At 65.2% G+C, this 22,936-nt stretch carries 20 protein-coding genes; 15 read left to right on the top strand and 5 right to left on the bottom strand.

The genetic code is table 11. The annotated features are described in order from the left end of the window. The first annotated feature begins 1 nt into the window (after position 1). The 4 genes from moaB to G7Z99_RS01480 all read left to right on the top strand — a co-directional run bounded on the left by moaB (position 2) and on the right by G7Z99_RS01480 (position 4,061). Entirely contained in the window at positions 2-541 is a 540-nt protein-coding gene (gene moaB / locus G7Z99_RS01465) for a molybdenum cofactor biosynthesis protein B (RefSeq protein WP_181091474.1), read from the top strand. Beyond that, positions 525-1,751 carry a molybdopterin molybdotransferase MoeA gene (locus tag G7Z99_RS01470; RefSeq protein WP_181091350.1) on the top strand — a complete coding sequence of 409 codons (1,227 nt, stop codon included), beginning with the start codon at positions 525-527 and terminating at the stop codon, positions 1,749-1,751. Before moaB ends, G7Z99_RS01470 begins: the two co-directional genes overlap by 17 nt. 81 nt (positions 1,752-1,832) lie before the next feature. Then, entirely contained in the window at positions 1,833-2,729 is an 897-nt protein-coding gene (yegS, locus tag G7Z99_RS01475) for a lipid kinase YegS (RefSeq protein ID WP_181091352.1), read from the top strand. Between the two features lie 396 nt (positions 2,730-3,125). Further along, positions 3,126-4,061, top strand: coding sequence for a chemotaxis protein CheV (locus G7Z99_RS01480; protein ID WP_181091354.1), 936 nt, complete (start codon positions 3,126-3,128; stop codon positions 4,059-4,061). Between the two features lie 72 nt (positions 4,062-4,133). Here G7Z99_RS01480 and G7Z99_RS01485 read toward each other — a convergent pair whose 3' ends face one another. Continuing rightward, positions 4,134-6,056, bottom strand: a complete 1,923-nt coding sequence (locus tag G7Z99_RS01485; RefSeq protein ID WP_181091356.1) for a transglycosylase SLT domain-containing protein — start codon at positions 6,054-6,056, stop codon at positions 4,134-4,136. 222 nt (positions 6,057-6,278) lie between these two features. On the opposite strand from G7Z99_RS01485, the gene G7Z99_RS01490 reads away from it, so the two are divergent. Then, positions 6,279-8,207: an ATP-binding cassette domain-containing protein gene (locus tag G7Z99_RS01490; RefSeq protein ID WP_181091358.1), complete on the top strand. Its 1,929-nt coding sequence runs from the start codon at positions 6,279-6,281 to the stop codon at positions 8,205-8,207. Positions 8,208-8,250: 43 nt separating this feature from the next. Here G7Z99_RS01490 and G7Z99_RS01495 read toward each other — a convergent pair whose 3' ends face one another. Continuing rightward, a complete protein-coding gene (locus G7Z99_RS01495; protein WP_181091360.1) occupies positions 8,251-8,688 on the bottom strand; it encodes a universal stress protein in 438 nt (145 codons plus the stop codon). Positions 8,689-8,796: 108 nt separating this feature from the next. Between G7Z99_RS01495 and G7Z99_RS01500 the strand changes: the two genes are divergently transcribed. The 7 genes from G7Z99_RS01500 to G7Z99_RS01530 all read left to right on the top strand — a co-directional run bounded on the left by G7Z99_RS01500 (position 8,797) and on the right by G7Z99_RS01530 (position 17,265). Beyond that, the gene (locus tag G7Z99_RS01500) at positions 8,797-9,234 is read left to right on the top strand and encodes a hypothetical protein (protein WP_181091362.1); all 438 of its coding nucleotides are present in this window, start codon (positions 8,797-8,799) and stop codon (positions 9,232-9,234) included. Between the two features lie 570 nt (positions 9,235-9,804). Then, entirely contained in the window at positions 9,805-11,952 is a 2,148-nt protein-coding gene (gene fadB, locus G7Z99_RS01505; RefSeq protein ID WP_181091364.1) for a fatty acid oxidation complex subunit alpha FadB, read from the top strand. A 32-nt stretch (positions 11,953-11,984) separates the two neighbouring features. Then, the gene (gene fadA / locus G7Z99_RS01510) at positions 11,985-13,160 is read left to right on the top strand and encodes an acetyl-CoA C-acyltransferase FadA (RefSeq protein ID WP_181091366.1); all 1,176 of its coding nucleotides are present in this window, start codon (positions 11,985-11,987) and stop codon (positions 13,158-13,160) included. A gap of 71 nt (positions 13,161-13,231) precedes the next feature. Next, complete coding sequence (locus tag G7Z99_RS01515) at positions 13,232-13,483, top strand: DUF1653 domain-containing protein (protein ID WP_181091368.1); 252 nt, start codon at positions 13,232-13,234, stop codon at positions 13,481-13,483. A 101-nt stretch (positions 13,484-13,584) separates the two neighbouring features. Next, on the top strand, positions 13,585-16,194 hold the full coding sequence (gene topA / locus G7Z99_RS01520) for a type I DNA topoisomerase (protein WP_181091370.1): 2,610 nt from the start codon (positions 13,585-13,587) through the stop codon (positions 16,192-16,194). 265 nt (positions 16,195-16,459) lie between these two features. After that, on the top strand, positions 16,460-16,981 hold the full coding sequence (locus G7Z99_RS01525) for a DUF6586 family protein (RefSeq protein ID WP_181091372.1): 522 nt from the start codon (positions 16,460-16,462) through the stop codon (positions 16,979-16,981). Between the two features lie 50 nt (positions 16,982-17,031). Next, positions 17,032-17,265, top strand: coding sequence for a hypothetical protein (locus tag G7Z99_RS01530; protein ID WP_060393276.1), 234 nt, complete (start codon positions 17,032-17,034; stop codon positions 17,263-17,265). Between the two features lie 73 nt (positions 17,266-17,338). On the opposite strand, the gene sulA is transcribed toward G7Z99_RS01530, so the two are convergent. Next, entirely contained in the window at positions 17,339-17,815 is a 477-nt protein-coding gene (gene sulA / locus G7Z99_RS01535) for an SOS-induced cell division inhibitor SulA (RefSeq protein ID WP_181091374.1), read from the bottom strand. Positions 17,816-17,826: 11 nt separating this feature from the next. After that, the gene (gene lexA, locus G7Z99_RS01540) at positions 17,827-18,432 is read right to left on the bottom strand and encodes a transcriptional repressor LexA (protein WP_181091376.1); all 606 of its coding nucleotides are present in this window, start codon (positions 18,430-18,432) and stop codon (positions 17,827-17,829) included. A 219-nt stretch (positions 18,433-18,651) separates the two neighbouring features. On the opposite strand from lexA, the gene G7Z99_RS01545 reads away from it, so the two are divergent. The 3 genes from G7Z99_RS01545 to G7Z99_RS01555 all read left to right on the top strand — a co-directional run bounded on the left by G7Z99_RS01545 (position 18,652) and on the right by G7Z99_RS01555 (position 21,608). Then, entirely contained in the window at positions 18,652-19,353 is a 702-nt protein-coding gene (locus G7Z99_RS01545) for a TetR/AcrR family transcriptional regulator (protein WP_181091378.1), read from the top strand. Positions 19,354-19,515: 162 nt separating this feature from the next. Then, entirely contained in the window at positions 19,516-20,514 is a 999-nt protein-coding gene (gene nagZ / locus G7Z99_RS01550; protein WP_181091476.1) for a beta-N-acetylhexosaminidase, read from the top strand. A gap of 89 nt (positions 20,515-20,603) precedes the next feature. Further along, the gene (locus G7Z99_RS01555) at positions 20,604-21,608 is read left to right on the top strand and encodes an amidohydrolase family protein (RefSeq protein WP_181091380.1); all 1,005 of its coding nucleotides are present in this window, start codon (positions 20,604-20,606) and stop codon (positions 21,606-21,608) included. 102 nt (positions 21,609-21,710) lie between these two features. On the opposite strand, the gene fabB is transcribed toward G7Z99_RS01555, so the two are convergent. Beyond that, positions 21,711-22,931, bottom strand: coding sequence for a beta-ketoacyl-ACP synthase I (gene fabB, locus G7Z99_RS01560; RefSeq protein ID WP_181091382.1), 1,221 nt, complete (start codon positions 22,929-22,931; stop codon positions 21,711-21,713). Positions 22,932-22,936 lie beyond the last annotated feature (5 nt).

Consider the following 22,936-nt stretch of genomic DNA (forward strand, 5'->3'; position numbering starts at 1 on the left):
TATGAAAGCCAAGGCCGATACGCCCTTCGTTCCGCTCAATATCGCCGTGCTGACGGTAAGCGACACGCGCACGTTCGAGACCGATACCTCTGGCCAACTGTACGTGGATCGGCTCAAGGCAGCGGGCCATGCACTGGCCGAGCGCGTCCTGCTGAAGGACGACCTGTACAAGATCCGCGCCCAGGTGGCGCAGTGGATCGCCGATGATGTGGTGCAGGTCGTGCTGATCACCGGCGGCACCGGCTTCACCGGGCGCGACAGCACCCCTGAAGCGGTCGCCTGCCTGTTCGACAAGCAGGTGGAAGGCTTCGGCGAATTGTTCCGGCAGATCTCCATCGCCGACATCGGCACCTCCACCGTGCAGTCGCGCGCCCTGGCCGGGCTGGCCAATGGCACCTTGGTGTGCTGCCTGCCCGGGTCGACCAACGCCGTGCGTACCGGCTGGGACGGGATTCTCGGCGAGCAGCTCGATGCGCGCCACCGTCCCTGCAACTTCGTGCCGCACCTGAAACAGGCTGCTCCGTGTGACAGCCGTGGCTGAGGCGCGCCAGGGCCAGGCCCTGATGCCGGTGGAGGACGCCCTCGAGCGCCTGCTGGCGTTCGCTGCTGCAGCGCCGATCCGTGAGACCGAGTCGGTCGCGCTGGCGCAAGGTGATGGGCGTGTCCTGGCGCAGCCATTGGTCGCGGGCCTGGACCTGCCGCCCTGGCCGAACAGCGCGATGGACGGCTATGCCCTGTGTCGTGCGCAGGCCGAAGGCGACCCGCTGGTGGTCAGCCAACGCATCTTCGCAGGCCAGGCACCGGCACCCTTGCAGCCGGGCACCTGTGCCCGCATCTTCACGGGCGCGCCGGTGCCTGAAGGGGCCGACTGCGTCGAGATGCAGGAGAACGTCGAGGTGCTGGACGACGGGCGCGTACGGTTTGCGCGGCCGCTCAGCACCGGGCAGAACATTCGCCCCCAAGGCCAGGAGACTCGGGCCGGGGAAGAGGTGCTGGCTGCCGGCACGCGCCTGGGCCCGATCGAGCTTGCCCTGGCCGCGACCCTGGGCGTGCCGACGGTGTCGGTGGTGCGGCGTCCGCGGGTCGCGGTGTTGTCCACCGGCGACGAGCTGGTCGAACCCGGCGAGCCGCTGGGGCCTGGGCAGATCTTCAACAGCAACCGGCAACTGCTGATCAGCTGGCTGTGGCGCCTGGGCTGCGAGCCCGTGGACGTCGGCATTCTGGCCGATGACCTGGCGCAGACCCGCGCCTGCCTGGCCAGCCTTCGCGGTATCGACCTGATTCTGTCCACGGGCGGGGTGTCGGTCGGCGAGGCCGACTACCTGGGCATCGTCTTGCGCGAAGCCGGCGAGCTGGACCTGTGGAAGCTGGCGATCAAGCCTGGCAAGCCGCTGACCTTCGGTCACTGGCAGGGCGTGCCGGTGCTGGGCTTGCCCGGCAATCCGGCCTCCACCCTGGTGACGTTCGGCTTGCTGGCGCGGCCTTACCTGTTGCGTCGGCAAGGGGTCGATGCGGTGGCGCCCTTGCGCTTCGACGTGCCGGCCGGATTCGACTGGCCGCGTGCCGGGACACGCCGCGAGTACCTGCGTGCGCGGCTGGAAAGCGGCCAGGCCTGTCTGTACCCCAATCAGAGCTCGGGTGTCCTGCGCAGCGCCGCCTGGGCCGACGGGCTGGTGGAGGTGCCTGAAGGCCGAACCTTGGAGGCGGGCGAGCCGGTGCGCTTCATCCCGCTGAGCGAGTTGCTGGGCTGACGCTGCTTTTTCGCGAAACGCGGAGTATATCCGCCAAACCCGTGGTCGAGATCTGCGCACGCTCGACGGAGGAGACGCACGATGAACGTTCGAAAGGCCATGTTGGTGCTGCACGGCAAGCAAGCGACGAATGAAGCGGTTCGCGAAGCGGTCAAGCAGATGCGCGAGCGCGGTTGGACGCTCGATGTGCGGCTGACCTGGGAGGGCGGCGATGCCGAGCGCCTGGTTCAGGAGGCACTGGCGGCGGGCTACCCGCACATCATCGCCGGGGGCGGCGACGGGACCTTGCGCGACGTCGCCGAGGCCATGGCGGGCGCCTCGGCCAGCCTGGCACTGTTGCCACTGGGGACGGCGAATGACTTCGCCCACGCGGCCGGTGTGCCCCTGGAACCCGAAGAAGCCTTGCTGCTGTTGGAGCAACCTGCCCAGACGGTCGACCTGGGTGCGGCAGGGGAACGGATCTTCCTCAACATGGCCACCGGTGGCTTCGGCAGCACCGTGACCGCCAACACCTCCGAGGACCTGAAGAAGGTGCTGGGCGCCGCGGCCTACATGCTGACCGGGCTGAGCCGCTTCAGCGAGCTGCAGTCGGCGTCGGTCGAGCTGACCGGGCCGGACTTTCACTGGCAGGGGCAACTGCTGGCGCTGGGCATCGGCAACGGGCGGCAAGCCGGGGGTGGCCATGAGCTGTGCCCGGAGGCGGTGATCGACGACGGCCTGCTGGATGTCAGCATCCTGCCGGCGCCCCAGGAAGTGGTCGGCGCCTTGCGCGAGCTGCTGTCAGGCGAAGGCCTGTATGTGCGAGCGCGGCTGCCCTGGGTCGAGATCCGCAGTTCACAGGGTGTCGACATCAACCTGGACGGTGAGCCATTGCAAGCGCATCAGCTGCGCTTCGAAGCGCGTCCCGGCGCCTTGCGCCTGCACCTGCCGCCAGGGTCGGCGCTGCTGGGGCGAGGGCAGGTGCCCAGTCCCGTCTGAACCAAACCGCGGGCAGGGGCTGCAAGGTCCAGGCCCTTCAACGTCTTTACCTGACACGATGTAGATCACACTGCTGATCTGGGAGCGGTTCAACCTCCTGTGGGAGCGGGCTTGCCCGCGATGCAGGCGGTGATGGGCCGGACGCTATCGCGGGCAAGCCCGCTCCCACAGGGGGGGGCTGCGCTTGCCTGTATCGTGCCGGTGAATCCCATGGGTGCAATAAATGACCCTATCTTGGGGTCTTTTCCAAAGACGTTGAAAGGCCTGAGTGCAAGGCCATAGACACCCGCTACTGCCCGCGTGTGGAAATACCCCTGCAATTTCCCATCAAGCTCCGCTCCCTCGCGCCGATACAGCCGTATCACCTTCACTCCGCTACCACACCCTGGGGGCCCCATGGCCGGCATTCTCGACACGGTCGATCAACGCACACAACTGGTCGGCGAAAACCGTCTGGAAATTCTCATGTTCCGCCTGGCCGGGCGGCAGCTGTTCGCCATCAACGTGTTCAAGGTCCAGGAAGTCCTGCAACTGCCCAAGCTGACGCTGATGCCGCAGCGCCATGCCTTCGTCTGTGGTGTGGTCAACCTACGCGGGCAGACGCTGCCGGTGATCGACCTGTCCCAGGCCATCGGTATGCGCCCGCTGCAGCCTGGCCCCGACAGCACCATCATCGTCACCGAGTACAACCGTTCGGTGCAGGCGTTCCTGGTCGGTGGTGTGGACCGTATCGTCAACATGAACTGGGAATCGATCATGCCGCCCCCGGCCAGCGCCGGGCGGCAGCACTACCTGACCGCCATCACCAAGGTCGACGACAAGCTGGTCGAGGTGATCGACGTCGAGAAGGTGCTGGCCGAGATCGTCCCGTACAACGTCAAGGTCTCTCAGGCTCGGCTCGAGGACCCGGTGCTGGCGCGTGCCCGCGGGCGCGAAGTGCTGCTGGTGGACGATTCCAGCGTGGCCCTGGCGCAACTGCGCGACACCCTGTCGCAACTGGGCGTGAAGCTGCACATGGCCAGCGACGGGCTCAAGGCACTGCGCCTGCTCAAGGGCTGGGCCGATGCCGGCGAGAACGTCTGCGACAAGCTGCTGATGGTGTTCACCGACGCCGAGATGCCGGAAATGGACGGTTATCGCCTGACCACCGAAATTCGCGACGATGCGCGCTTGCGGGGCCTGTACGTGGTACTGCACACGTCGCTGTCGGGCAGCTTCAACGAGTCGATGGTGAAGAAGGTCGGCTGCGACAACTTCCTGTCCAAGTTCCAGCCTGACCGTCTGGTGGAAGTGGTGCGCGAGTGCCTGCTGCGCGATCAGGCGCCTACCTGACTTCGAGCGCGACGCCCGAACGGCACGAAGGCCTGCTGGGCAGGCCTTCGGTGCTGGAGGAAGCAGGCAGCGTCACAGGTCGTCGAAATAGCGCTCGTGCCAGTCCACCAGCGGCTGCGGGATGTTGAGTTTCTGCCCGTAGATCACCGAATACGACAGCACGTTCTGCACGTACTGGCGGGTTTCGTCGAACGGGATCGACTCCACCCAGACGTCGAAGCTCAGGTGCTTGGCGCCCTTGAGCCATTGCCGTACACGCCCCGGGCCGGCGTTGTAGGCCGCAGAGGCCAGGACGCGGTTACCGTTGAACTGGCCATGGACCTGGCTCAGGTAGGCCGCGCCCAGCTGGATGTTCTTCTCCGGGTTGAGCACCTGCGCCGGTGACGCCAGGGGGATGTCGAACTTGCGCGCGGTTTCCTTGGCCGTGGCCGGCATCAGCTGCATCAGGCCGCTGGCGCCGACGCCGGAGCGGGCGTCTTCCATGAACGCGCTTTCCTGGCGGGTGATGGCGAACACCCAGCTCGGGTGCAGCCCGCGGACCTTGGCTTCACGCACCAGCGTGTCGCGATAGGCCATCGGGAAGCGGATGTCCAGGTCGTCCCAGTACTTGGCCAGGCTGATGGTGCGAATGGCCGGGAAGTACCAGCGCATGTCGTAGGCCAGGCGTGCCTGAGCGACCATTTCGTCGCGACTGAAGTGGCGGCTGACGTGGTACCACTCGCGGCGACCGTCGACGATCTGGCCACGCGCATGGAATTCCAGGGCGCGCTCGATGCCCGGTGTGGTGCGTACCTTCTTGACCAGCTGCGGGCTCAGCACCAGCGGCTTGTGGTTGAGCTGGTAAGGGGTGTGGGCACGTTCGGCGGCCAGGAAACCGTAGAAGTCACGCTCGTCGGCCACTGCCTTGTACAGGCGCGGCACCTGCGGATTCTTCGGCTGCGCCAGCTCGAGCGTGCGTGCCTGCCAGTAGCGCCAGCGGCTGGTGCTGGCGAGCGAGGCCGGCAGGCGTTGGGTCAGGGCATGGGCATCGTCCCAACGGCCCAGGCGCAGCAGCAGGCGCAGGCGCCACTCGGTGACGGTGTCGTCCCGCAATTCCGGGTCGTAACGCGTCATCAGCTCCAGCGCCCGCGGGTCGTAGCGGCGCGCCAGGGTCAGGCCGATCTCGCGGGCGATGGCCACCTGCTCGTCCTTGGAGAAGTGCATGCGCTGCGCGTAGTCGTCCAGCAGGCTCATGGCCTGTTGCGGATCCTGGCGTGCCAGGCGTCGCAAGCCCAGGCCGACCACGTCCGACATGGCTTCGTCGACCGGCGCGAAACGCGAGGGCTGGTTGAGCAGCTCAGGCTTCTGCGCCACGTCGATCAGCAGCCGGCCCTGGGTGCCGAGCGTGCTCAGGCCGTTGACCAGGGTGGTGGCCAGCGGGTAGTTGCGGGCCTGGGCCGCCAGTTTGGCCCGGTGCCAGCGCCGCGCTTCGGTCAGCTGGCCTTCGGCCGCCCACAAGCCGAACAACGTGTCGCACGCCGCTGGCTGCGGCTTGCCCACGTTCCAGAGCCGCTCTGCCGTGGCCAGGCCCTCGGCACGCTGGCCATGGCCGAGCTGGTACTGCCCATTGAGGCAGTCGAGCTCGGTGAAGTTGAGTTTCGGGTCGTAGTAGCGCGCGAAGGTCGCCCAGTCGCCACGCTCGGCCAGCCAGCGCAACCAGCGCAGCTTCATCCAGTTGGCCTGGGGCAGGTCGCCGTGGGCGGCGAGGAAGGCTTCGATCTCTTCGTTGCTGGCGCTTTTCAGGCGTGCGGTCAGCTCGTCGTAGGCCAGGTAGGGCGTGAGCGGATAGTCGCTCAGGGCCTGGGCATTGCGCAGGTACGGGCCCTTGTCGCCCTTGGCCAGCGCGCGCTTGGCTTCGTCGTAGTACTGACGCTGCAGGGTGAGGTCTGCGGCCTGCGCACTGGCGACGGCGGTCAGAAGCAGGCATGAAGCGAGGGTAAGCAAACGGCTGCGCATGATACGTCCAGGCAGGGAAGGCAGGGAAGTGACGGCCAGGCCAGCACTGTGAAATGGGTCGGGCCTTAGCTTAGCCGGTTGCCCAGGCTGGAAGAAAGCATTGTGCCGGTATCTGGCGCAATGGTTTTACCGCAGGTTTCAGCCGCCCTGGCCGTCCAGCGTGGCGTAATGCCTCGCGCGCCCAAGTCAGGTAGAATGCGCGCCCGGTTTCTGGAGAGAATCATGACCCTGCTCAAATTCAGCGATGTGTCCCTGGCCTTCGGCGCGATGCCGCTGCTGGACAAGGTATCGTGGCAAATCGCCCGTGGTGAGCGGGTGTGCATCATCGGCCGCAACGGCACTGGCAAGTCGAGCATGCTGCGCCTGGTCAAGGGCGAGCAGAAGCCCGACGATGGCGACGTCTGGCGCGCGCCGGGCCTGAAGATCGGCGAGCTGCCGCAGGAACTGCCCGTGGCCGACGGTCGCAGCGTGTTCGACGTGGTCGCCGAAGGCCTCGATGGCGTCGGTGCCTTGCTGGCCGAGTTCCATCACCTGAGCCAGAACATCCAGGGCGACGATGACCTGGACAAGCTCATGCGCGTGCAGACCGAGCTCGAGGCCCGCGATGGCTGGCGCCTGCAGCAGCTGGTCGACAGCACCCTCAGCCGCTTGCAGTTGCCGGCCGACAAGACCCTCGCCGAGTTGTCCGGCGGCTGGCGTCGCCGTGTCCTGCTGGCCCAGGCGCTGGTGTCCGAGCCCGACCTGCTGCTGCTCGACGAGCCGACCAACCACCTGGACATCGGGGCCATCGCCTGGCTCGAAGAGGCCCTGAGCAGCTTCAATGGCGCGGTACTGTTCATCACCCACGACCGTTCGTTCCTGCAGAACCTGGCCACGCGCATCCTCGAACTGGACCGCGGTGGGCTGATCGACTGGAACGGCGACTACGCCAGCTTCCTGGTCCACAAGGAGGCCATGCTGGCCGCCGAAGAGACCGCCAATGCGCTGTTCGACAAGCGCCTGGCCCAGGAAGAGGTGTGGATCCGCCAGGGCATCAAGGCGCGCCGCACCCGTAACGAAGGCCGCGTGCGTGCGCTCAAGGAACTGCGTGTCGAGCGCAGCCAGCGCCGCGAACGCCAGGGCAAGGCCAACCTGCAGATCGAGTCGGCGGAAAAATCCGGCAAGCAGGTGATGCTGCTCGAGAACGTGAGCTTCGCCCACCCGGGCGGCCCGTACCTGGTCAAGGACTTTTCCATGGTCCTGCAGCGCCAGGACCGGATCGGCCTGCTCGGCGCCAACGGCACCGGCAAGACCACCCTGCTCAAGCTCATGCTGGCCGACCTGGAACCCACCAGCGGCAAGATCGAGCGCGGCACGCGCCTGGAAGTGGCCTACTTCGACCAGATGCGTCACCAGCTCGACCTCGAGAAGACGGTCATCGACAACCTTGCCGAAGGCCGGGACTTCATCGAGATCGACGGGCAGAACCGTCACGTGCTGAGCTACCTGGGCGACTTCCTGTTCAGCCCGCAGCGTGCGCGCACGCCGGTCAAGGCGCTGTCCGGGGGTGAGCGGGCACGCCTGCTGCTGGCCAAGCTGTTCAGCAAGCCGGCCAACCTGCTGGTGCTCGACGAACCGACCAACGACCTGGACGTCGAGACCCTCGAACTGCTCGAAGAGGTCCTGTCGGCGTACAAGGGTACCGTGCTGATGGTCAGCCACGACCGGGCCTTCCTCGACAACGTGGTGACCAGCACCCTGGTGTTCGAAGGCGAGGGTCGCGTGCGCGAGTACGTCGGCGGTTACGAGGACTGGATCCGTCAAGGTGGCTCGGCCAAGCTGCTGGGCGTGGCCGAAAGCAAGTCCGGCAAGTCGGAACTCAACAGCGCGGTGGTCAAGCCGACAGCCGAGGCCGTCGAGGCGCCGGTGTCAGCGCCTGTCGAGGCCGGTGCCAAGAAGAAGCTCAGCTACAAGCTGCAGCGCGAGCTGGAGGCGCTGCCTGGCCAGATCGACGCCGTGGAGCAGCAGATCGCCCAGGTGCAGGAGGAGGTCGGCAACGCCGCCTTCTACCAGCGTCCGATCGGCGAGACCACGGCAGTGCTGGCGCGTCTCGAGGCGCTTCAGGCCGAACTCGACGGTCTGGTCGAGCGCTGGGCCGAGCTCGAGGCCTGAGTCGGTTCGTCGGCCCGGCAGGTGCCGGGCCGGCCACAGGCGTTCAGTTCTTCAGCAGTCGCACCGCCAGCACATCGCACGGCGCGCCGTGCAGGACGTCGTTGGCGGTCGAGCCCAGCAGCAGGGCCAGGCCATGGCGACCATGGCTGCCGACCACGATCAGGTCGCAGCCCTGCTGGGTCGCCAGGTCATGGATTTCCTGGCGCGGCTGGCCGTACTTCAGGTGCGAGTCGCCACGGGCGATGCCAGGGTACTTGTCGAACAGACGGTCCAGGCGCGCCTTGGCCTGGTCGAACTGTTGCTGCTGCAGCTGCGACAGGTCCATCGGAACGTCGCCGCCGAAGGCCATGGCCATGGGTTCGACGATGTGCACCAGGGAGACCTTGGCGCCGGAGGGCTGGGCGAGGGCCATCGCGCGTTTGATCACTGGGTCGCATTCTTCGGTCAGGTCGACCGCGACCAACAAGTGGGCGTAAGACATGGTAGGTGCTCCTGGCAAGTGCAATGATTCTCGTCGAGTCGGTGTCTGGCTGACCGTGGTCGAGCCGGCTAACCCGCTCATTCACAACGTATTGTAGGACGTACAGATATGACGGTATGGCTGGTTGTGTCAATCCTCGCGCTGATTCTCAGCCCGCTCGCCTGGTTGCGGCCGTCGCGCAAGCAGAGCGAGCAGATGAGCCTGCGCCTGGAGGCCCGGCGCAGGGGGATGACCATGCAACTGGCCGCCCAGTCATGGCCACACTGGATGGAGCGGGACGCCCCCAGCCCCTGCCCGCAGTATCACCGCGCACGCCGCCGGGGGCGCCAGGATCAGTGGTGCTACTGGCAGGTCGCGCCAGGGACCTGGCTCGACCGCTGGCGTGAGCCGTGCACTGACGCCCGGATGAACGAGGTGTTGGCGCGGCTGCCTCAGAGCGTCTACAAGATCGAAGCGGATACGCGCATGATCGCCTTGTGCTGGTCGGAGCGCGGGGAGGCGTCGGTGCTGCAGGACATCGCCTGGGCGCTGGACACGCTGGCCTGAGCCTGAGCGCTTGCACGACCGACCTGCCCAGGCCCGATCGCGACCGGTCCGGCGCCCCGGCTGGGCCATTCCCACATGGGCCGGCGGTGTCTTGGCAAATCAACGCTGCGACCCCCTCTGTGGGAGCGGGCTTGCCCGCGATGGGGCCCTTGCCTCCACGCCAGACTCAGGAAATGATTGTTCGATCTGTCGGCGACACCCCCCGATCAGCGGCAAAAAGACGACATCAACCACGAGACCGCACGCCTCACACGTTCCCGGCACCCTGTCTCCATTTCCCTGCGCGTCCTGGCGCAATGCCCCCTAGCCGCTATCGTGTCCTACCAGACGCAAAGTGACCAAAAGGTCGCAAACCGTCTGCATCCGCCATCATTTGACAAGCCTCCGCATTTCGGAGAATGTGTGCGCACCCCAAGTCAAACGGGCGTATGAATTGAGCGTTTGTCGGTGAGACGCTCTGCCATGACCCGATTCGCGCGGCGATGGGTGCACCTGGTGCCACGGCAGGCAAGGCCCCGCCCCACCAGCGATCGACGCGTAACGTTCAGCTTCCATATTGGAGATCAGTGGATGATTTACGAAGGTAAAGCCATCACGGTTGAGGCGCTCGAAAACGGCATCGTCGAATTGCGCTTCGACCTCAAGGGTGAGTCCGTCAACAAATTCAACCGCCTGACCCTGGAAGAGTTGCGCCAGGCCGTCGAGGCGGTGAAGGCCGACGCTTCCATCAAGGGCGTGATCGTCAGCAGTGGCAAGGATGTGTTCATCGTCGGTGCCGACATCACCGAGTTCGTCGAGAACTTCAAGCTGCCCGAGGCCGACCTGGTGGCCGGCAGCCTGGACGCCAACCGGATCTTCAATGCCTTCGAGGACCTGCCGGTGCCCACCGTGGCGGCCATCAACGGCATCGCCTTGGGCGGTGGCCTGGAAATGTGCCTGGCGGCGGACTACCGCGTCATGTCCAGCAGTGCCAAGATCGGCCTGCCGGAAGTGAAGCTGGGCATCTACCCAGGCTTTGGTGGCACCGTGCGCCTGCCGCGCCTGATCGGGGCCGACAATGCCATCGAGTGGATCGCCGCCGGCAAGGAAAACCGCGCCGAGGACGCGCTGAAAGTCGGCGCCGTCGATGTCGTGGTCGCCCCTGACCTGCTGCGCGCCGCAGCCCTGGACCTGGTCAAGCGCGCCATCAGCGGCGAGCTGGACTTCCACGCCAAGCGTCAGCCCAAGCTCGAGAAACTCAAGCTCAACGCCATCGAGCAGATGATGGCCTTCGAGACTGCCAAGGGCTTCGTCGCCGGGCAGGCCGGGCCGAACTACCCCGCACCGGTCGAGGCGATCAAGAGCATCCAGAAGGCTGCCAATTTCGGGCGCGACAAGGCCCTGGAGATCGAGGCGGCAGGCTTTGCCAAGCTGGCCAAGACCTCGGTTGCCGAAAGCCTGATCGGGCTGTTCCTCAACGACCAGGAACTCAAGCGCAAGGCCAAGATCCACGACAAGATCGCCCATGACGTCAAGCAGGCCGCCGTGCTCGGCGCCGGGATCATGGGCGGTGGCATCGCCTATCAGTCGGCGGTCAAGGGCACGCCGATCCTGATGAAGGACATCCGCGAAGAGGCCATTCAGCTCGGCTTGAGCGAGGCGTCCAAACTGCTGGGCAACCGCGTCGAGAAGGGTCGTCTGACTGCCGAGAAGATGGCCGAGGCCCTCAACGCCATCCGCCCGACGCTGTCCTATGGCGATTTCGGCAACGTCGACATCGTGGTCGAGGCCGTGGTCGAGAACCCCAAGGTCAAGCAGGCCGTGCTGGCCGAGGTCGAGGGGCAGGTGCGCGAGGACGCGATCCTGGCGTCCAACACCTCCACCATTTCCATCAACCTGCTGGCCCAGGCGCTCAAGCGCCCGGAAAACTTCGTCGGTATGCACTTCTTCAACCCGGTGCACATGATGCCGCTGGTGGAGGTGATCCGCGGTGAGAAGTCCAGCGATGTCGCGGTCGCCACCACCGTCGCCTACGCCCGCAAGATGGGCAAGAACCCTATCGTGGTCAACGACTGCCCGGGTTTTCTGGTCAATCGCGTGCTGTTCCCGTACTTCGGTGGCTTCGCCCGCCTGGTGGGTGCCGGCGTGGATTTCGTGCGCATCGACAAGGTGATGGAGCGCTTCGGTTGGCCGATGGGCCCGGCGTACCTGATGGACGTGGTCGGTATTGACACCGGCCATCACGGCCGTGACGTCATGGCCGAGGGCTTCCCCGATCGCATGAAGGACACGCAGCGCACGGCCATCGACGCCCTGTACGATGCCAAGCGCCTGGGTCAGAAGAACGGCAAAGGCTTCTACGCCTACGAAACCGACAAGCGCGGCAAGCCCAAGAAAGTCGCCGACCCCTCGGTCCTCGACGTGCTGCAGCCGATCGTCACCGAGCACCGCGAGCTGAGCGACGACGACATCGTCAACTGGATGATGATCCCGCTGTGCCTGGAAACCGTGCGCTGCCTGGAAGACGGCATCGTCGAGACCGCCGCCGAGGCCGACATGGGTCTGGTGTACGGCATCGGCTTCCCTCCCTTCCGGGGCGGTGCATTGCGCTACATCGATTCGATCGGCGTCGCCGAGTTCGTTGCCCTGGCCGACCGCTATGCCGAGCTTGGGCCGCTTTACCAACCCACCGAGAAACTCCGCGAAATGGCCCGCACCGGTCAGCGGTTCTTTGGTTGAGCGACCCTTCGAGACTGAGCGAGAGATAACGTATGAGCCTGAATCCAAGAGACGTGGTAATCGTCGACTTCGGTCGCACACCCATGGGCCGCTCCAAGGGCGGCATGCACCGCAACACCCGCGCCGAAGACATGTCGGCGCACCTGATCACCCAGCTGTTGCAACGCAACGCCAAGGTCGATCCCAAGGAAGTCGAGGACGTGATCTGGGGCTGCGTCAACCAGACCCTGGAGCAGGGCTGGAACATCGCGCGCATGGCCTCGCTGCTGACGCCGATCCCGCACACCAGCGGCGCGCAGACGGTCAGCCGCCTGTGCGGCTCCTCCATGAGCGCGCTGCACACCGCCGCCCAGGCCATCATGACCGGCAACGGTGATGTGTTCGTGGTCGGTGGCGTGGAGCACATGGGGCACGTCAGCATGATGCACGGCGTCGATCCCAACCCGCACCTGTCGCTGCACGCAGCCAAGGCGTCGGGCATGATGGGCCTGACGGCCGAGATGCTGGGCCGTATGCACGGCATCACCCGTGAGCAGCAGGACCTGTTCGGCCTGCGTTCGCACCAGCTGGCCCACAAGGCCACGGTCGAGGGCGCGTTCAAGGACGAGATCATCCCCATGCAGGGGCATGACGAGCAGGGCTTCCTCAAGGTCTTCGATTACGACGAGACCATCCGTCCGGAAACCACGCTCGAAGGGCTGGCGGCGCTCAAGCCGGCGTTCAACCCCAAGGGCGGTACCGTGACGGCAGGGACCTCCTCGCAGATCACCGACGGTGCATCGTGCATGATCGTGATGTCGGCACAGCGCGCCCAGGACCTGGGCATCCAGCCGATGGCGGTGATCCGTTCGATGGCGGTGGCCGGGGTGGACCCGGCGATCATGGGCTACGGTCCGGTGCCGGCGACCCAGAAAGCGCTCAAGCGCGCGGGCCTGACCATCGCCGACATCGACTTCATCGAGCTCAACGAAGCCTTCGCCGCGCAGGCCCTGCCGGTGCTCAAGGACCTCAAGGTGCTCGACCAGATGGACGAAAAGGTCAACCTGCACGGTGGCGCGATCGCCCTGGGCCATCCTTTCGGTTGCTCCGGTGCCCGTATTTCAGGCACGCTGCTCAACGTCATGAAGCAGAAGGGCGGTACGCTGGGCGTGGCGACCATGTGCGTGGGCCTGGGCCAAGGCATCACTACGGTGTTCGAGCGCGTCTGACTCTCACCGCGTGACCATGACCGGGGCCTGATGCCCCGGTTTTTTTTCGATCCGATTCACGGGAAGGCAGCATGCACATTCAGCCAGGCATCTATCGTCACTACAAAGGGCCCGAATATCGGGTGCTGGGCATGACGCAACACTCTGAAACCGAAGAGTGGCTGGTGTTCTACCAGGCGTTGTATGGTGATTTCGGCTTCTGGGTACGGCCCTTGAGCATGTTCCAGGAGCAGGTGGACGTCGACGGGGAATCGGTGGCGCGTTTCGCCCTGGTCGAGCCGCAGGAGAGCCCTCTGGCGACGCTCGGCAAGGCGACCGGTTGAACTCCCGCGCTTGACCTCACTCTGTTGCCACTATATATAGCGGTGCCGCGTCGAGCACCTGGCGCGTTTTTCTTTTCAGCTTTTCAGGAATTATCCGATCCATGGGCAAATCGCTGGTCATAGTGGAATCCCCGGCCAAGGCCAAGACCATCAACAAGTACTTGGGCAACCAGTACGTGGTGAAGTCGAGTATCGGCCATATCCGCGACCTTCCCACCAGCGGTTCGGCCAGCGCGTCCAAGGAGCCGGCCGCCAAGCGCGGCAAGGCCGCGGCCGAGGGGCCGGTTCTGTCGCCGAAGGAAAAGGCCCGCAAGCAGCTGATCAACCGCATGGGCGTCGACCCGGATCACGGCTGGAAAGCCAAGTACGAGATCCTGCCGGGCAAGGAGAAGGTCATCGACGAGCTGCGGCGCCTGGCCAAGGATGCCGACACCATCTATCTCGCGACCGACCTTGACCGCGAAGGGGAGGCCATCGCCTGGCACCTGCGCGAGGCCATCGGGGGCGACGACAGTCGCTACAAGCGCGTGGTCTTCAACGAGATCACCAAGAAGGCCATCCAGGAGGCGTTCTCCCAACCTGGCGAGCTGGACATCGCCCGGGTCAACGCCCAGCAGGCGCGCCGCTTCCTCGATCGCGTGGTGGGCTACATGGTCTCGCCTCTGCTCTGGTCCAAGATTGCCCGCGGGCTGTCGGCCGGACGGGTGCAGTCGGTGGCGGTCAAGCTGGTGGTCGAGCGCGAGCGCGAAATTCGCGCGTTCAACCCGGAAGAGTATTGGGAGATCCACGCCGATCTGGGGACCGAGCGCGGCGCCAAGGTGCGCTTCGATGTGGCCCGCGAGAACGGCGAAGCCTTCCGCCCGTTGAACGAAGCGCAGGCCATGGCCGCGCTGGAGAAGCTCAAGGCCTCCAGCTACAGCATCGTCAAGCGTGAAGACCGCCCGACCAGCAGCAAGCCATCGGCACCGTTCATCACCTCGACCCTGCAGCAGGCGGCCAGCAACCGCCTGGGCTTCGGCGTGAAGAAGACCATGATGATGGCGCAGCGTTTGTACGAAGCGGGCTACATCACCTACATGCGAACCGACTCCACCAACCTGTCGGTGGACGCCGTGAGCATGGCGCGCGACTACATCGAGCACGAGTTCGGCAAGCAGTACCTGCCCGAGTCGCCCGTGGTCTATGGCAGCAAGGAAGGTGCGCAAGAGGCGCACGAAGCCATTCGCCCGTCCGACGTGAACACGCACCCGAGCAAGCTCAGCGGCATGGAACGCGATGCCGAGCGCCTCTACGAGCTGATCTGGCGCCAATTCCTGGCCTGCCAGATGCCGCCGGCGCAGTACCTGTCGACCAGCGTCACCGTGGCCGCTGGCGACTTCGAGCTGCGCGCCAAGGGGCGCATCCTCAAGTTCGACGGTTACACCCGTGTGCTGCCGCAGCAAAGCCGCCCTGGCGAGGACGACGTGCTGCCCGACATGGCCAAGGGCGAGGCGCTCGAGCTGCTTCAGCTCGACCCGAGCCAGCACTTCACCAAACCACCGGCACGCTTCACCGAAGCCAGCCTGGTCAAGGAGATGGAAAAGCGCGGCATCGGTCGCCCGTCCACCTATGCGGCGATCATCTCGACCATCCAGGACCGGGGCTACGTGACCTTGCACAACCGCCGTTTCCACTCGGAAAAGATGGGCGACATCGTCACCGAGCGGCTGGGCGAAAGCTTCGCCAACCTGATGGACTACGGCTTCACCGCCGGCATGGAAGAGAACCTCGACGACGTGGCGCAAGGTGAGCGCGACTGGAAGAACGTCCTCGACGAGTTCTACGGCGATTTCAGCAAGAAGCTGCAGCACGCCGAGTCCGCCGAGAGCGGCATGCGCGCCAACCTGCCGACCCTGACCAACATCCCGTGCAAGGAATGCGGTCGCCCGATGATGATCCGCACCGCGTCCACGGGCGTGTTCCTGGGCTGCTCGGGCTACAGCCTGCCGCCCAAGGAGCGCTGCAAGGCCACCGTCAACCTGGTGCCGGGCGATGAGATCGCCGAGGACGACGAGGGCGAGTCCGAATCGCGCGTGTTGCGCAGCAAGCACCGGTGCCCGATCTGCGCCACGGCCATGGATGCCTACCTGCTCGACGAGAAGCACAAGCTGCACATCTGCGGCAACAACCCCGATTGCCCAGGCTACGAGATCGAAGAGGGCAGCTACCGGATCAAGGGCTACGAAGGCCCGAGCATCGAGTGCGACAAGTGCGGCAGCGAGATGCAGCTCAAGACGGGCCGCTTCGGCAAGTTCTTCGGCTGCACCAACCCGGCGTGCAAGAACACCCGCAAGCTGCTCAAGAGCGGCGAGGCGGCGCCGCCGAAGATGGACGCTGTGAAGATGCCCGAACTCAAGTGCGAGAAGGTCGACGACACGTACGTGCTGCGCGACGGTGCATCGGGCCTGTTCCTGGCCGCCAGCCAGTTCCCGAAGAACCGCGAGACCCGTGCGCCACTGGTCATGGAAATCGTCCCGCACAAGGACGAGATCGATCCCAAGTACCACTTCCTCTGTGAAGCGCCACAAAAAGACCCTGAAGGTCGCCCGACGGTGATCCGCTACAGCCGCAAGACCAAGGAGCAGTACGTGCAGTCCGAGGTCGACGGCAAGCCCACGGGGTGGAAGGCGTTCTACGACGGTGGTGCGTGGAAGGTCGAAGACAAGCGTTGAACCTGGGGGCGGTCACCTCGTCGTGACCGCCCGCCGTCTTTCACGGCTTCATCGCATGCCGTTCATGCCGGCCCGGCAGATGTCGGGCGATGCAGGCAGTCTGTTTGGCGTGCAGGTCGAGCCCAGCCGCTGCCTCCTTCGCTCATTATCCCCAGATTGACCCAAGGTCAGCCCTGACCACGTACAGGTCGCATTCACGCTTGCCGGCGCACCGCCTCATCACCGACACTGGACCATCGCTCGAAGGCCCCAGGAGGGCACCGTCATGGCCCAGGAACTCTATACCCGTACCAATCAGAAGCTGTTCTTCGCAGGCCTTGCCCTGGAGTCCATGGCCAAGGCGCAGGCGAGTCACGCCATGAACGCCCAGGGGCTGGTTCAGGCCGAGCGGGAAGCGGCCGTTTTCCATCTGTATGGCGCCCTGTTGGGATTGTGTCAGGAGATTGCCGGCTTCTACCGCCTGACGTCGTCCGCCGAGCCACGTGTCGACGCGTTGCTGGCCGAGCCGGCGCTGCGTGACCTCGCCATCCCGGAAGTGGCTGAGCTGCTCGAACTGGCCCATAACCCCGAGACCTGGCTGGCCTGCCTGTTGCGCACCTACCGCGGTCTCTACCTGCCGGCGCAGGCCAAAAAGGCGCCCAAAGGGGATGTGACCCAGCCTCTGATCCAGGCGATCAACCTGGACGAGCCTGCGTCGCCGACGCTGTCGCGCGAGGATCTGGAGCACTGGCGGCACAGTTTGAAAGACGTGGTTCGACGTTTCCGTGACGCGCTCAGTGAGTGCTGAGGGCAACGCTGGCTGCTACAATGCCCGCCTTACGTGGAGAACAGTCTTTTATGTCAACGTCGTTTCTGGAAATTGTCGAATTGCCGGATGGCCGCATCGAGCTGCGCCGTGCCGAAGATGAAGGGTCCCTGGTCATTCTGGATTTCTCCGAGGACGCCAAGGTCTTCCTGCAAGGTCAGCATGTCGAAGTGGCCAAGGCAATGTTGAGCGTTGGCGTGCAAATGGCGGGTCGCCTGGTCGAAGGCGAGCTGGAGCAGGAAGAAGGGCCGCGCGTCCTGCATTGAGGTATCGGGGTGAGGGGCTGCGCGCCCCGAACCTGCCTTGAGAAAGCGCTCGACGGTTGTGAGCGCCTGGCTGTCAGCCGAAACGAACGTTCAGGCTCTGTGCGTTGCCCGCCATGGCAGCGCGGATCAGCTGTTGACGTGCACTGGCGTTGACGTTGCCGAGCCAGCTCACCACGGTATGGCTGCGGCCCAGACGCAGGGCCTCACTCGCCAGTTGCAGGGCGCTCTGCATGCCCCGTGGTTGCAACAGCAGAATGCGTTCGCGGTTCAGCCCGGCGTCCCTGAACCACGCATGGGTCAGGCTGACCGGTGGGGCGATCAGCGTCAGCCAGCGTGCATCCTGTTCCTCGCTGAGCTCGCGCAGTATCGGCGCGAGCAGGCTCTGACAATGGGCCTGCGCACCGCGCAGGGCCAGTTCACTGAAGTGCTCGGGCCGGTACTCGGGGGCGGCGGGCTCCCGGGTCTTGAAACCGGGCAGTACCGGTTGTGCCAAGAAGGCTTCGAACAAAGGCAATTGTGTAGGCCTGGCCGATTGTGCGGTGGGTTGCATGGTGCCTCCTGTCAGCGGCGTATCACGCCGACGCTCAAGCCTTCGATCACCAGGTCCTGGTCCTTGAGGTCGACTTCGATCGGGGCGAAGTCCGGGTTCTCGGCCAGCAGCCAGACCTTGGTGCCTTCGCGCTTGAACCGCTTGACCGTGACCTCGTCACCGATACGCGCCACGACGATCTGGCCATTGCGCGCTTCACGGCAGGTGTGGACCGCCAGCAGGTCGCCGTCGTAGATGCCGACATCCTTCATGCTCATGCCATGTACCCGCAACAGGTAGTCGGCGCGAGGATGGAAGAAGGCCGGGTTGATGTTGCAGGACTGCTCGATGTGTTGCTGCGCCAGGATCGGCGCACCTGCCGCCACGCGCCCGACCACGGGCAGGCCGGGTTCTTCCTTGGTCTCGGCACCGGGGATGCGGATGCCGCGAGAGGCGCCGGGCGTCATCTCGATGGCCCCCTTCCTTGCCAGGGCCTTGAGGTGCTCTTCGGCAGCGTTGGGCGATTTGAAGCCCAGCTCTTGTGCGATCTCGGCACGGGTGGGAGGGAATCCGTTGTCTTCAAGGCAGCGCTTGATGAAGGCCAGGATTTCGGCTTGGCGTGGCGTCAGTTTCAGCATGGCGTTGGCTCTGGCTTTTTATACAGTGACTGGGATTATATACAGGGGTGAGGGCGCTGCAAGCAGGAACTTGCGAACGGTCGTCCGAATCCTTGGCTCGAGAGAAGGCCCGCGCGCGACGACAGGTGCAGACGATGGGTGACTTGGCAGTCACATGGCCTTGACAGGGGCAGGGAATGAAACGTATGTTTCAAACAACTGTTTGCGGGTGGAAAGGTCATGGCTCAATCGGAAACCGTCGAACGCATCCTCGATGCGGCAGAGCAGCTGTTCGCGGAAAAAGGGTTCGCGGAGACGTCTCTGCGCCTGATCACCAGCAAGGCCGGTGTCAACCTGGCTGCGGTAAATTACCACTTCGGCTCGAAGAAGGCGCTGATCCAGGCCGTTTTTTCGCGCTTTCTCGGCCCGTTCTGCGCCAGCCTGGAACGTGAGCTGGAGCAGCGCCAGGCACGCCCCGAGCGTCAGGACAGTCTCGAAGCGTTGCTCGAGATGCTGGTCGAGCAGGCGCTGGCCGTGCAGCCGCGCAGCAACAATGACCTGTCGATCTTCATGCGGTTGCTGGGGCTGGCCTTCAGCGAAAGCCAGGGCCACTTGCGGCGCTATCTGGAGGACATGTACGGCAAGGTCTTCCGTCGTTACATGCAACTGGTCAACGACGCCGCGCCGCGCATTCCTCCCCTCGAGCTGTTCTGGCGCGTGCATTTCATGCTCGGTGCCGCCGCCTTCAGCATGTCCGGCATCAAGGCCTTGCGCGCCATTTCCGAAACCGAGTTCGGGGTCGATACCTCGATCGAGCAGGTGATGCGCCTGATGGTGCCGTTCCTTGCTGCTGGCATGCGCGCCGATAGCGGCGTGACCGACCCGGCCATGGCCGCCGCCCAGGTGCGGCCGCGCAGCAAGTCGACCCCTGCCAAGGCCTGAGCCCTGCGCCGCGCATCGTTGCAGGGCTGGGCGTCCCCGTTCAGCTCGGATAAGCTGCGCGGCGGCGCTTTTCCGTTCGCGGCTTCATCACGCGACCGGCGCGGGCGCCTCTTCATTTTCGTACGCTGCGTTTCACGCTAAGGATTCAACATGCCCATTGGCCTGCAAGGCTCCCTGATGGTGGACATCGCCGGCACCTGGCTGACCGCCGAGGACCGGCACCTGCTGCGTCAGCCCGAAGTAGCGGGCCTGATCATCTTCGCACGCAACATCGACAGCCCCCGGCAGGTGCGTGAACTGTGCGCGTCCATTCGCGCCATACGGCCTGACCTGATCCTGGCCGTCGATCAGGAGGGCGGGCGGGTCCAGCGTCTGCGTCAGGGCTTCGTGCGCTTGCCCGCCATGCGCGCCATCGGCGAATGCGCCAATGCCTCGTCGTTGGCCGAAGCCTGTGGTTGGCTGATGGCGACCGAAGTGCTGGCAGCAGGCCTGGACCTGAGCTTCGCACCTGTGCTCGACCTCGATCACCAGCGTAGCGCCGTGGTCGGCACCCGCGCCTTCGAGGGTGATCCGCAGCGTGTGGTGGCGCTGGCCGGTGCTTTCATTGACGGGATGAAGGCGGCAGGCATGGCGGCCTGCGGCAAGCATTTCCCAGGCCATGGCTGGGCCGAGGCGGACTCGCACGTGGCCATTCCGACCGACGAGCGCAGCCTCGAGACGCTGCGGGCGGTCGACATGCTGCCGTTCGCGCGACTGGGTGATCGACTGGCCGCCGTGATGCCGGCCCACGTGATCTACCCTCAGGTCGACACACTGCCTGCCGGGTTCTCGCGCCGCTGGTTGCAGGACATCCTGCGCGGTGAGCTGGGTTTCGACGGCGTGATTTTCAGTGATGACCTGTCGATGGCCGGTGCCCACGTGGTCGGCGATGCGGCCAGTCGCATCGAGGCCGCGCTCACGGCCGGGTGCGACATGGGGCTGGTCTGTAACGACCGTGCGGCGGCCGAGCTGGCCTTGTCGGCCGCCCAGCGTCTCGGCGTCAGTCCTTCGCCCCGTATCGCGCGGATGCGCGGCCGTGGCACGGCCGGTATCGACTACCGTGCGCAGCCGCGCTGGCTGGCGGCGCTGACGGCGCTCAAGGAAGCCGGCCTGGTCGAGTGAACCTGTCGTCGAGCGGCCTTGCCGACGTTGCTGAACCGACGCGTGCCTCGCTCGGTCTATCCCAGCGGTTGACCCCTGAGGAGCGAGGCATGCGTGGCAAGAACCTGACCTTGATGGCGCTGGCCATCGTGCTGTGCCAGCCGGCGCTCGGGCGTGAGTATCGCTACAGTGACGCCCACCTGCATTACGTGGATTTCTTCCAGGAAAGCGAAGGCATGCCGGCGCTGCTGAAGGCCATGGATGCCGCCGGCATCGAGCATTCGATGATCTCGGGCATCCCGGTGGCGAAGAAGTGGCACGAGGACGAACCCAAGCGCCCTCGTTACTACGCCGGGGACGATGCGGCGGCGTACTGGTACAGCGCCACGGACGTGTACGTGGCCGCTGCCTTGCAAGGCCTGCCGCCTGCGCAGCGTCAGCGCTTTCATCCCTTTCTGAGTGGCTTCAATCCGGTCGACAAGAATGCGGCCGCCCATGTCGAGCGCATGCTCGACCTGTACCCGGGTTTCTGGCAAGGCCTGGGCGAGGTCTTCACGCGCCATGACGACCTGACGGCCCTGACCAGCGGTGATACACCACGGGCCAACAACGAAGCGATGGACCTGATCTACACGCTGGCCGCCAAGCGCGACCTGCCCGTGCTGGTGCATTCGAACATCACCTCCAAGCGCGAGCGCAACCCGCTGTACCTGGCTGAAATCGAAGGGCCATTGGGCAAGCATCCGCAGACGCGCTTCATCTGGGCGCACGCTGGTGCCAGCCTGGAAATCCACCGCCACCAGACGCAGATGGATTTCCTGCTGCCTGAGGTCACTCGATTGCTCGAGCACCATGCCAACCTGTTCATCGACCTGTCGTGGAGCGTGCGCGAGCCTTATCTGCTGGACGCGCAGGGCAAGCCTCGCCAGGCCTGGGTCGAGCTGGTCACGCGCTTTCCTGATCGCTTCCTGCTGGGCTCGGACGTGGTCGGGCGCTTCGACAGCCTGGGCGAGCAGATGCACGGTTTCGACGTGTTTCTCGATGCGCTGCCCGAACCCGTGGCGCGTCGGGTGGCGCGGGACAACTTCCTGGCGCTGTTGCCCAAAGCCAAATGACCGAGCGCAGGCAGGCGGAAACGCGAACGCCCCGCCTGCTTCGCGTGAGCAGGGCGCTCAGGTCGCGAAACGGGCGGGGCGTTGCGTGTCGCCAGGGCGGTGTTACTGGCCCTGCCAGCGCTTGAGCACCAGGGTGGCGTTGGTGCCGCCGAAGCCGAAGCTGTTGCTCATGACCGTATCGATCTTGGCGTCTTCCTGGGTTTGGCGAACGATCGGCAGATCGGCGACCGCAGGGTCCAGCTCATCGATGTTGGCCGAGCCGGCGATGAAGTTGTTCTCCATCATCAGCATGCAGTAGATCGCCTCGTGCACGCCCGCAGCGCCCAGCGAGTGACCGGACAGGCTCTTGGTGGAGCTGATGGCCGGTGCCTTGTCGCCGAACACTTCGCGCACGCCCTTCATCTCGGCAACGTCGCCGACCGGCGTGGACGTACCGTGAGTGTTCAGGTAGTCGATCGGTGCATCGACGGTGGACAGCGCCATCTGCATGCAGCGCACGGCACCTTCACCGCTCGGGGCGACCATGTCGTAACCGTCGGACGTGGCGCCGTAGCCCACGACTTCGGCGTAGATCTTCGCGCCACGGGCCAGGGCGTGTTCGAGTTCCTCGACCACGACCATGCCACCACCACCGGCGATGACGAAACCGTCGCGGTCCGCATCGTACGCACGCGAGGCCAGCTCGGGCGTGTCGTTGCGCTTGCTCGACAGGGCGCCCATGGCATCGAACAGGAACGACTGGCTCCAGTGCTCTTCTTCACCGCCACCGGCGAAGACGATGTCCTGCTTGCCCATCTGGATCTGTTCCATGGCGGTGCCGATGCAGTGCGCGCTGGTGGCGCAGGCCGAGGCGATGGAGTAGTTCAGGCCCTTGATCTTGAACGGCGTGGCCAGGCAGGCCGAGACCGTGCTGCTCATGGTGCGGGTGACCCGGTAGGGGCCGACGCGCTTGACGCCTTTCTCGCGCAGGATGTCCAGCGCTTCCATCTGGTTCAGGGTCGACGCGCCGCCGGAGCCGGCGATCAGGCCCGTTCGTGGGTTCGACACCTGCTCTTCGCTCAGGCCCGAATCCTTGATCGCGTCGGCCATCGCCAGGTAGGCGTAGGCGGCTGCATGGCCGACGAAGCGGAAGACCTTGCGGTCGATCAGTTCTTCGAGGTTGAGGTCGATCGAGCCGGACACCTGGCTACGCAGCCCCATTTCCTTGTATTCCGGGTTGAAACGAATGCCCGGACGGCTGTTGCGCAGGTTTTCGGTGACGGTAGCTTTGTCATTGCCCAGGCACGACACGATGCCCAGACCAGTGATAACGACGCGGCGCATGCGAA

It is taken from the genome of Pseudomonas entomophila, assembly GCF_013523165.1.
Classification (GTDB): Bacteria; Pseudomonadota; Gammaproteobacteria; order Pseudomonadales; family Pseudomonadaceae; genus Aquipseudomonas; species Aquipseudomonas entomophila_A.

Bases quoted from the DNA above. Each gene is read 5' to 3' on its own strand.
- moaB (WP_181091474.1), top strand. From the start codon at position 2: ATGAAAGCCAAGGCCGATACGCCCTTCGTTCCGCTCAATATCGCCGTG.
- yegS (WP_181091352.1), top strand. From the start codon at position 1,833: ATGAACGTTCGAAAGGCCATGTTGGTGCTGCACGGCAAGCAAGCGACG.
- G7Z99_RS01480 (WP_181091354.1), top strand. From the start codon at position 3,126: ATGGCCGGCATTCTCGACACGGTCGATCAACGCACACAACTGGTCGGC.
- G7Z99_RS01485 (WP_181091356.1), bottom strand. From the start codon at position 6,056: ATGCGCAGCCGTTTGCTTACCCTCGCTTCATGCCTGCTTCTGACCGCC.
- G7Z99_RS01490 (WP_181091358.1), top strand. From the start codon at position 6,279: ATGACCCTGCTCAAATTCAGCGATGTGTCCCTGGCCTTCGGCGCGATG.
- G7Z99_RS01495 (WP_181091360.1), bottom strand. From the start codon at position 8,688: ATGTCTTACGCCCACTTGTTGGTCGCGGTCGACCTGACCGAAGAATGC.
- G7Z99_RS01500 (WP_181091362.1), top strand. From the start codon at position 8,797: ATGACGGTATGGCTGGTTGTGTCAATCCTCGCGCTGATTCTCAGCCCG.
- fadB (WP_181091364.1), top strand. From the start codon at position 9,805: ATGATTTACGAAGGTAAAGCCATCACGGTTGAGGCGCTCGAAAACGGC.
- fadA (WP_181091366.1), top strand. From the start codon at position 11,985: ATGAGCCTGAATCCAAGAGACGTGGTAATCGTCGACTTCGGTCGCACA.
- G7Z99_RS01515 (WP_181091368.1), top strand. From the start codon at position 13,232: ATGCACATTCAGCCAGGCATCTATCGTCACTACAAAGGGCCCGAATAT.
- topA (WP_181091370.1), top strand. From the start codon at position 13,585: ATGGGCAAATCGCTGGTCATAGTGGAATCCCCGGCCAAGGCCAAGACC.
- G7Z99_RS01525 (WP_181091372.1), top strand. From the start codon at position 16,460: ATGGCCCAGGAACTCTATACCCGTACCAATCAGAAGCTGTTCTTCGCA.
- G7Z99_RS01530 (WP_060393276.1), top strand. From the start codon at position 17,032: ATGTCAACGTCGTTTCTGGAAATTGTCGAATTGCCGGATGGCCGCATC.
- sulA (WP_181091374.1), bottom strand. From the start codon at position 17,815: ATGCAACCCACCGCACAATCGGCCAGGCCTACACAATTGCCTTTGTTC.
- lexA (WP_181091376.1), bottom strand. From the start codon at position 18,432: ATGCTGAAACTGACGCCACGCCAAGCCGAAATCCTGGCCTTCATCAAG.
- G7Z99_RS01545 (WP_181091378.1), top strand. From the start codon at position 18,652: ATGGCTCAATCGGAAACCGTCGAACGCATCCTCGATGCGGCAGAGCAG.
- G7Z99_RS01555 (WP_181091380.1), top strand. From the start codon at position 20,604: ATGCGTGGCAAGAACCTGACCTTGATGGCGCTGGCCATCGTGCTGTGC.
- fabB (WP_181091382.1), bottom strand. From the start codon at position 22,931: ATGCGCCGCGTCGTTATCACTGGTCTGGGCATCGTGTCGTGCCTGGGC.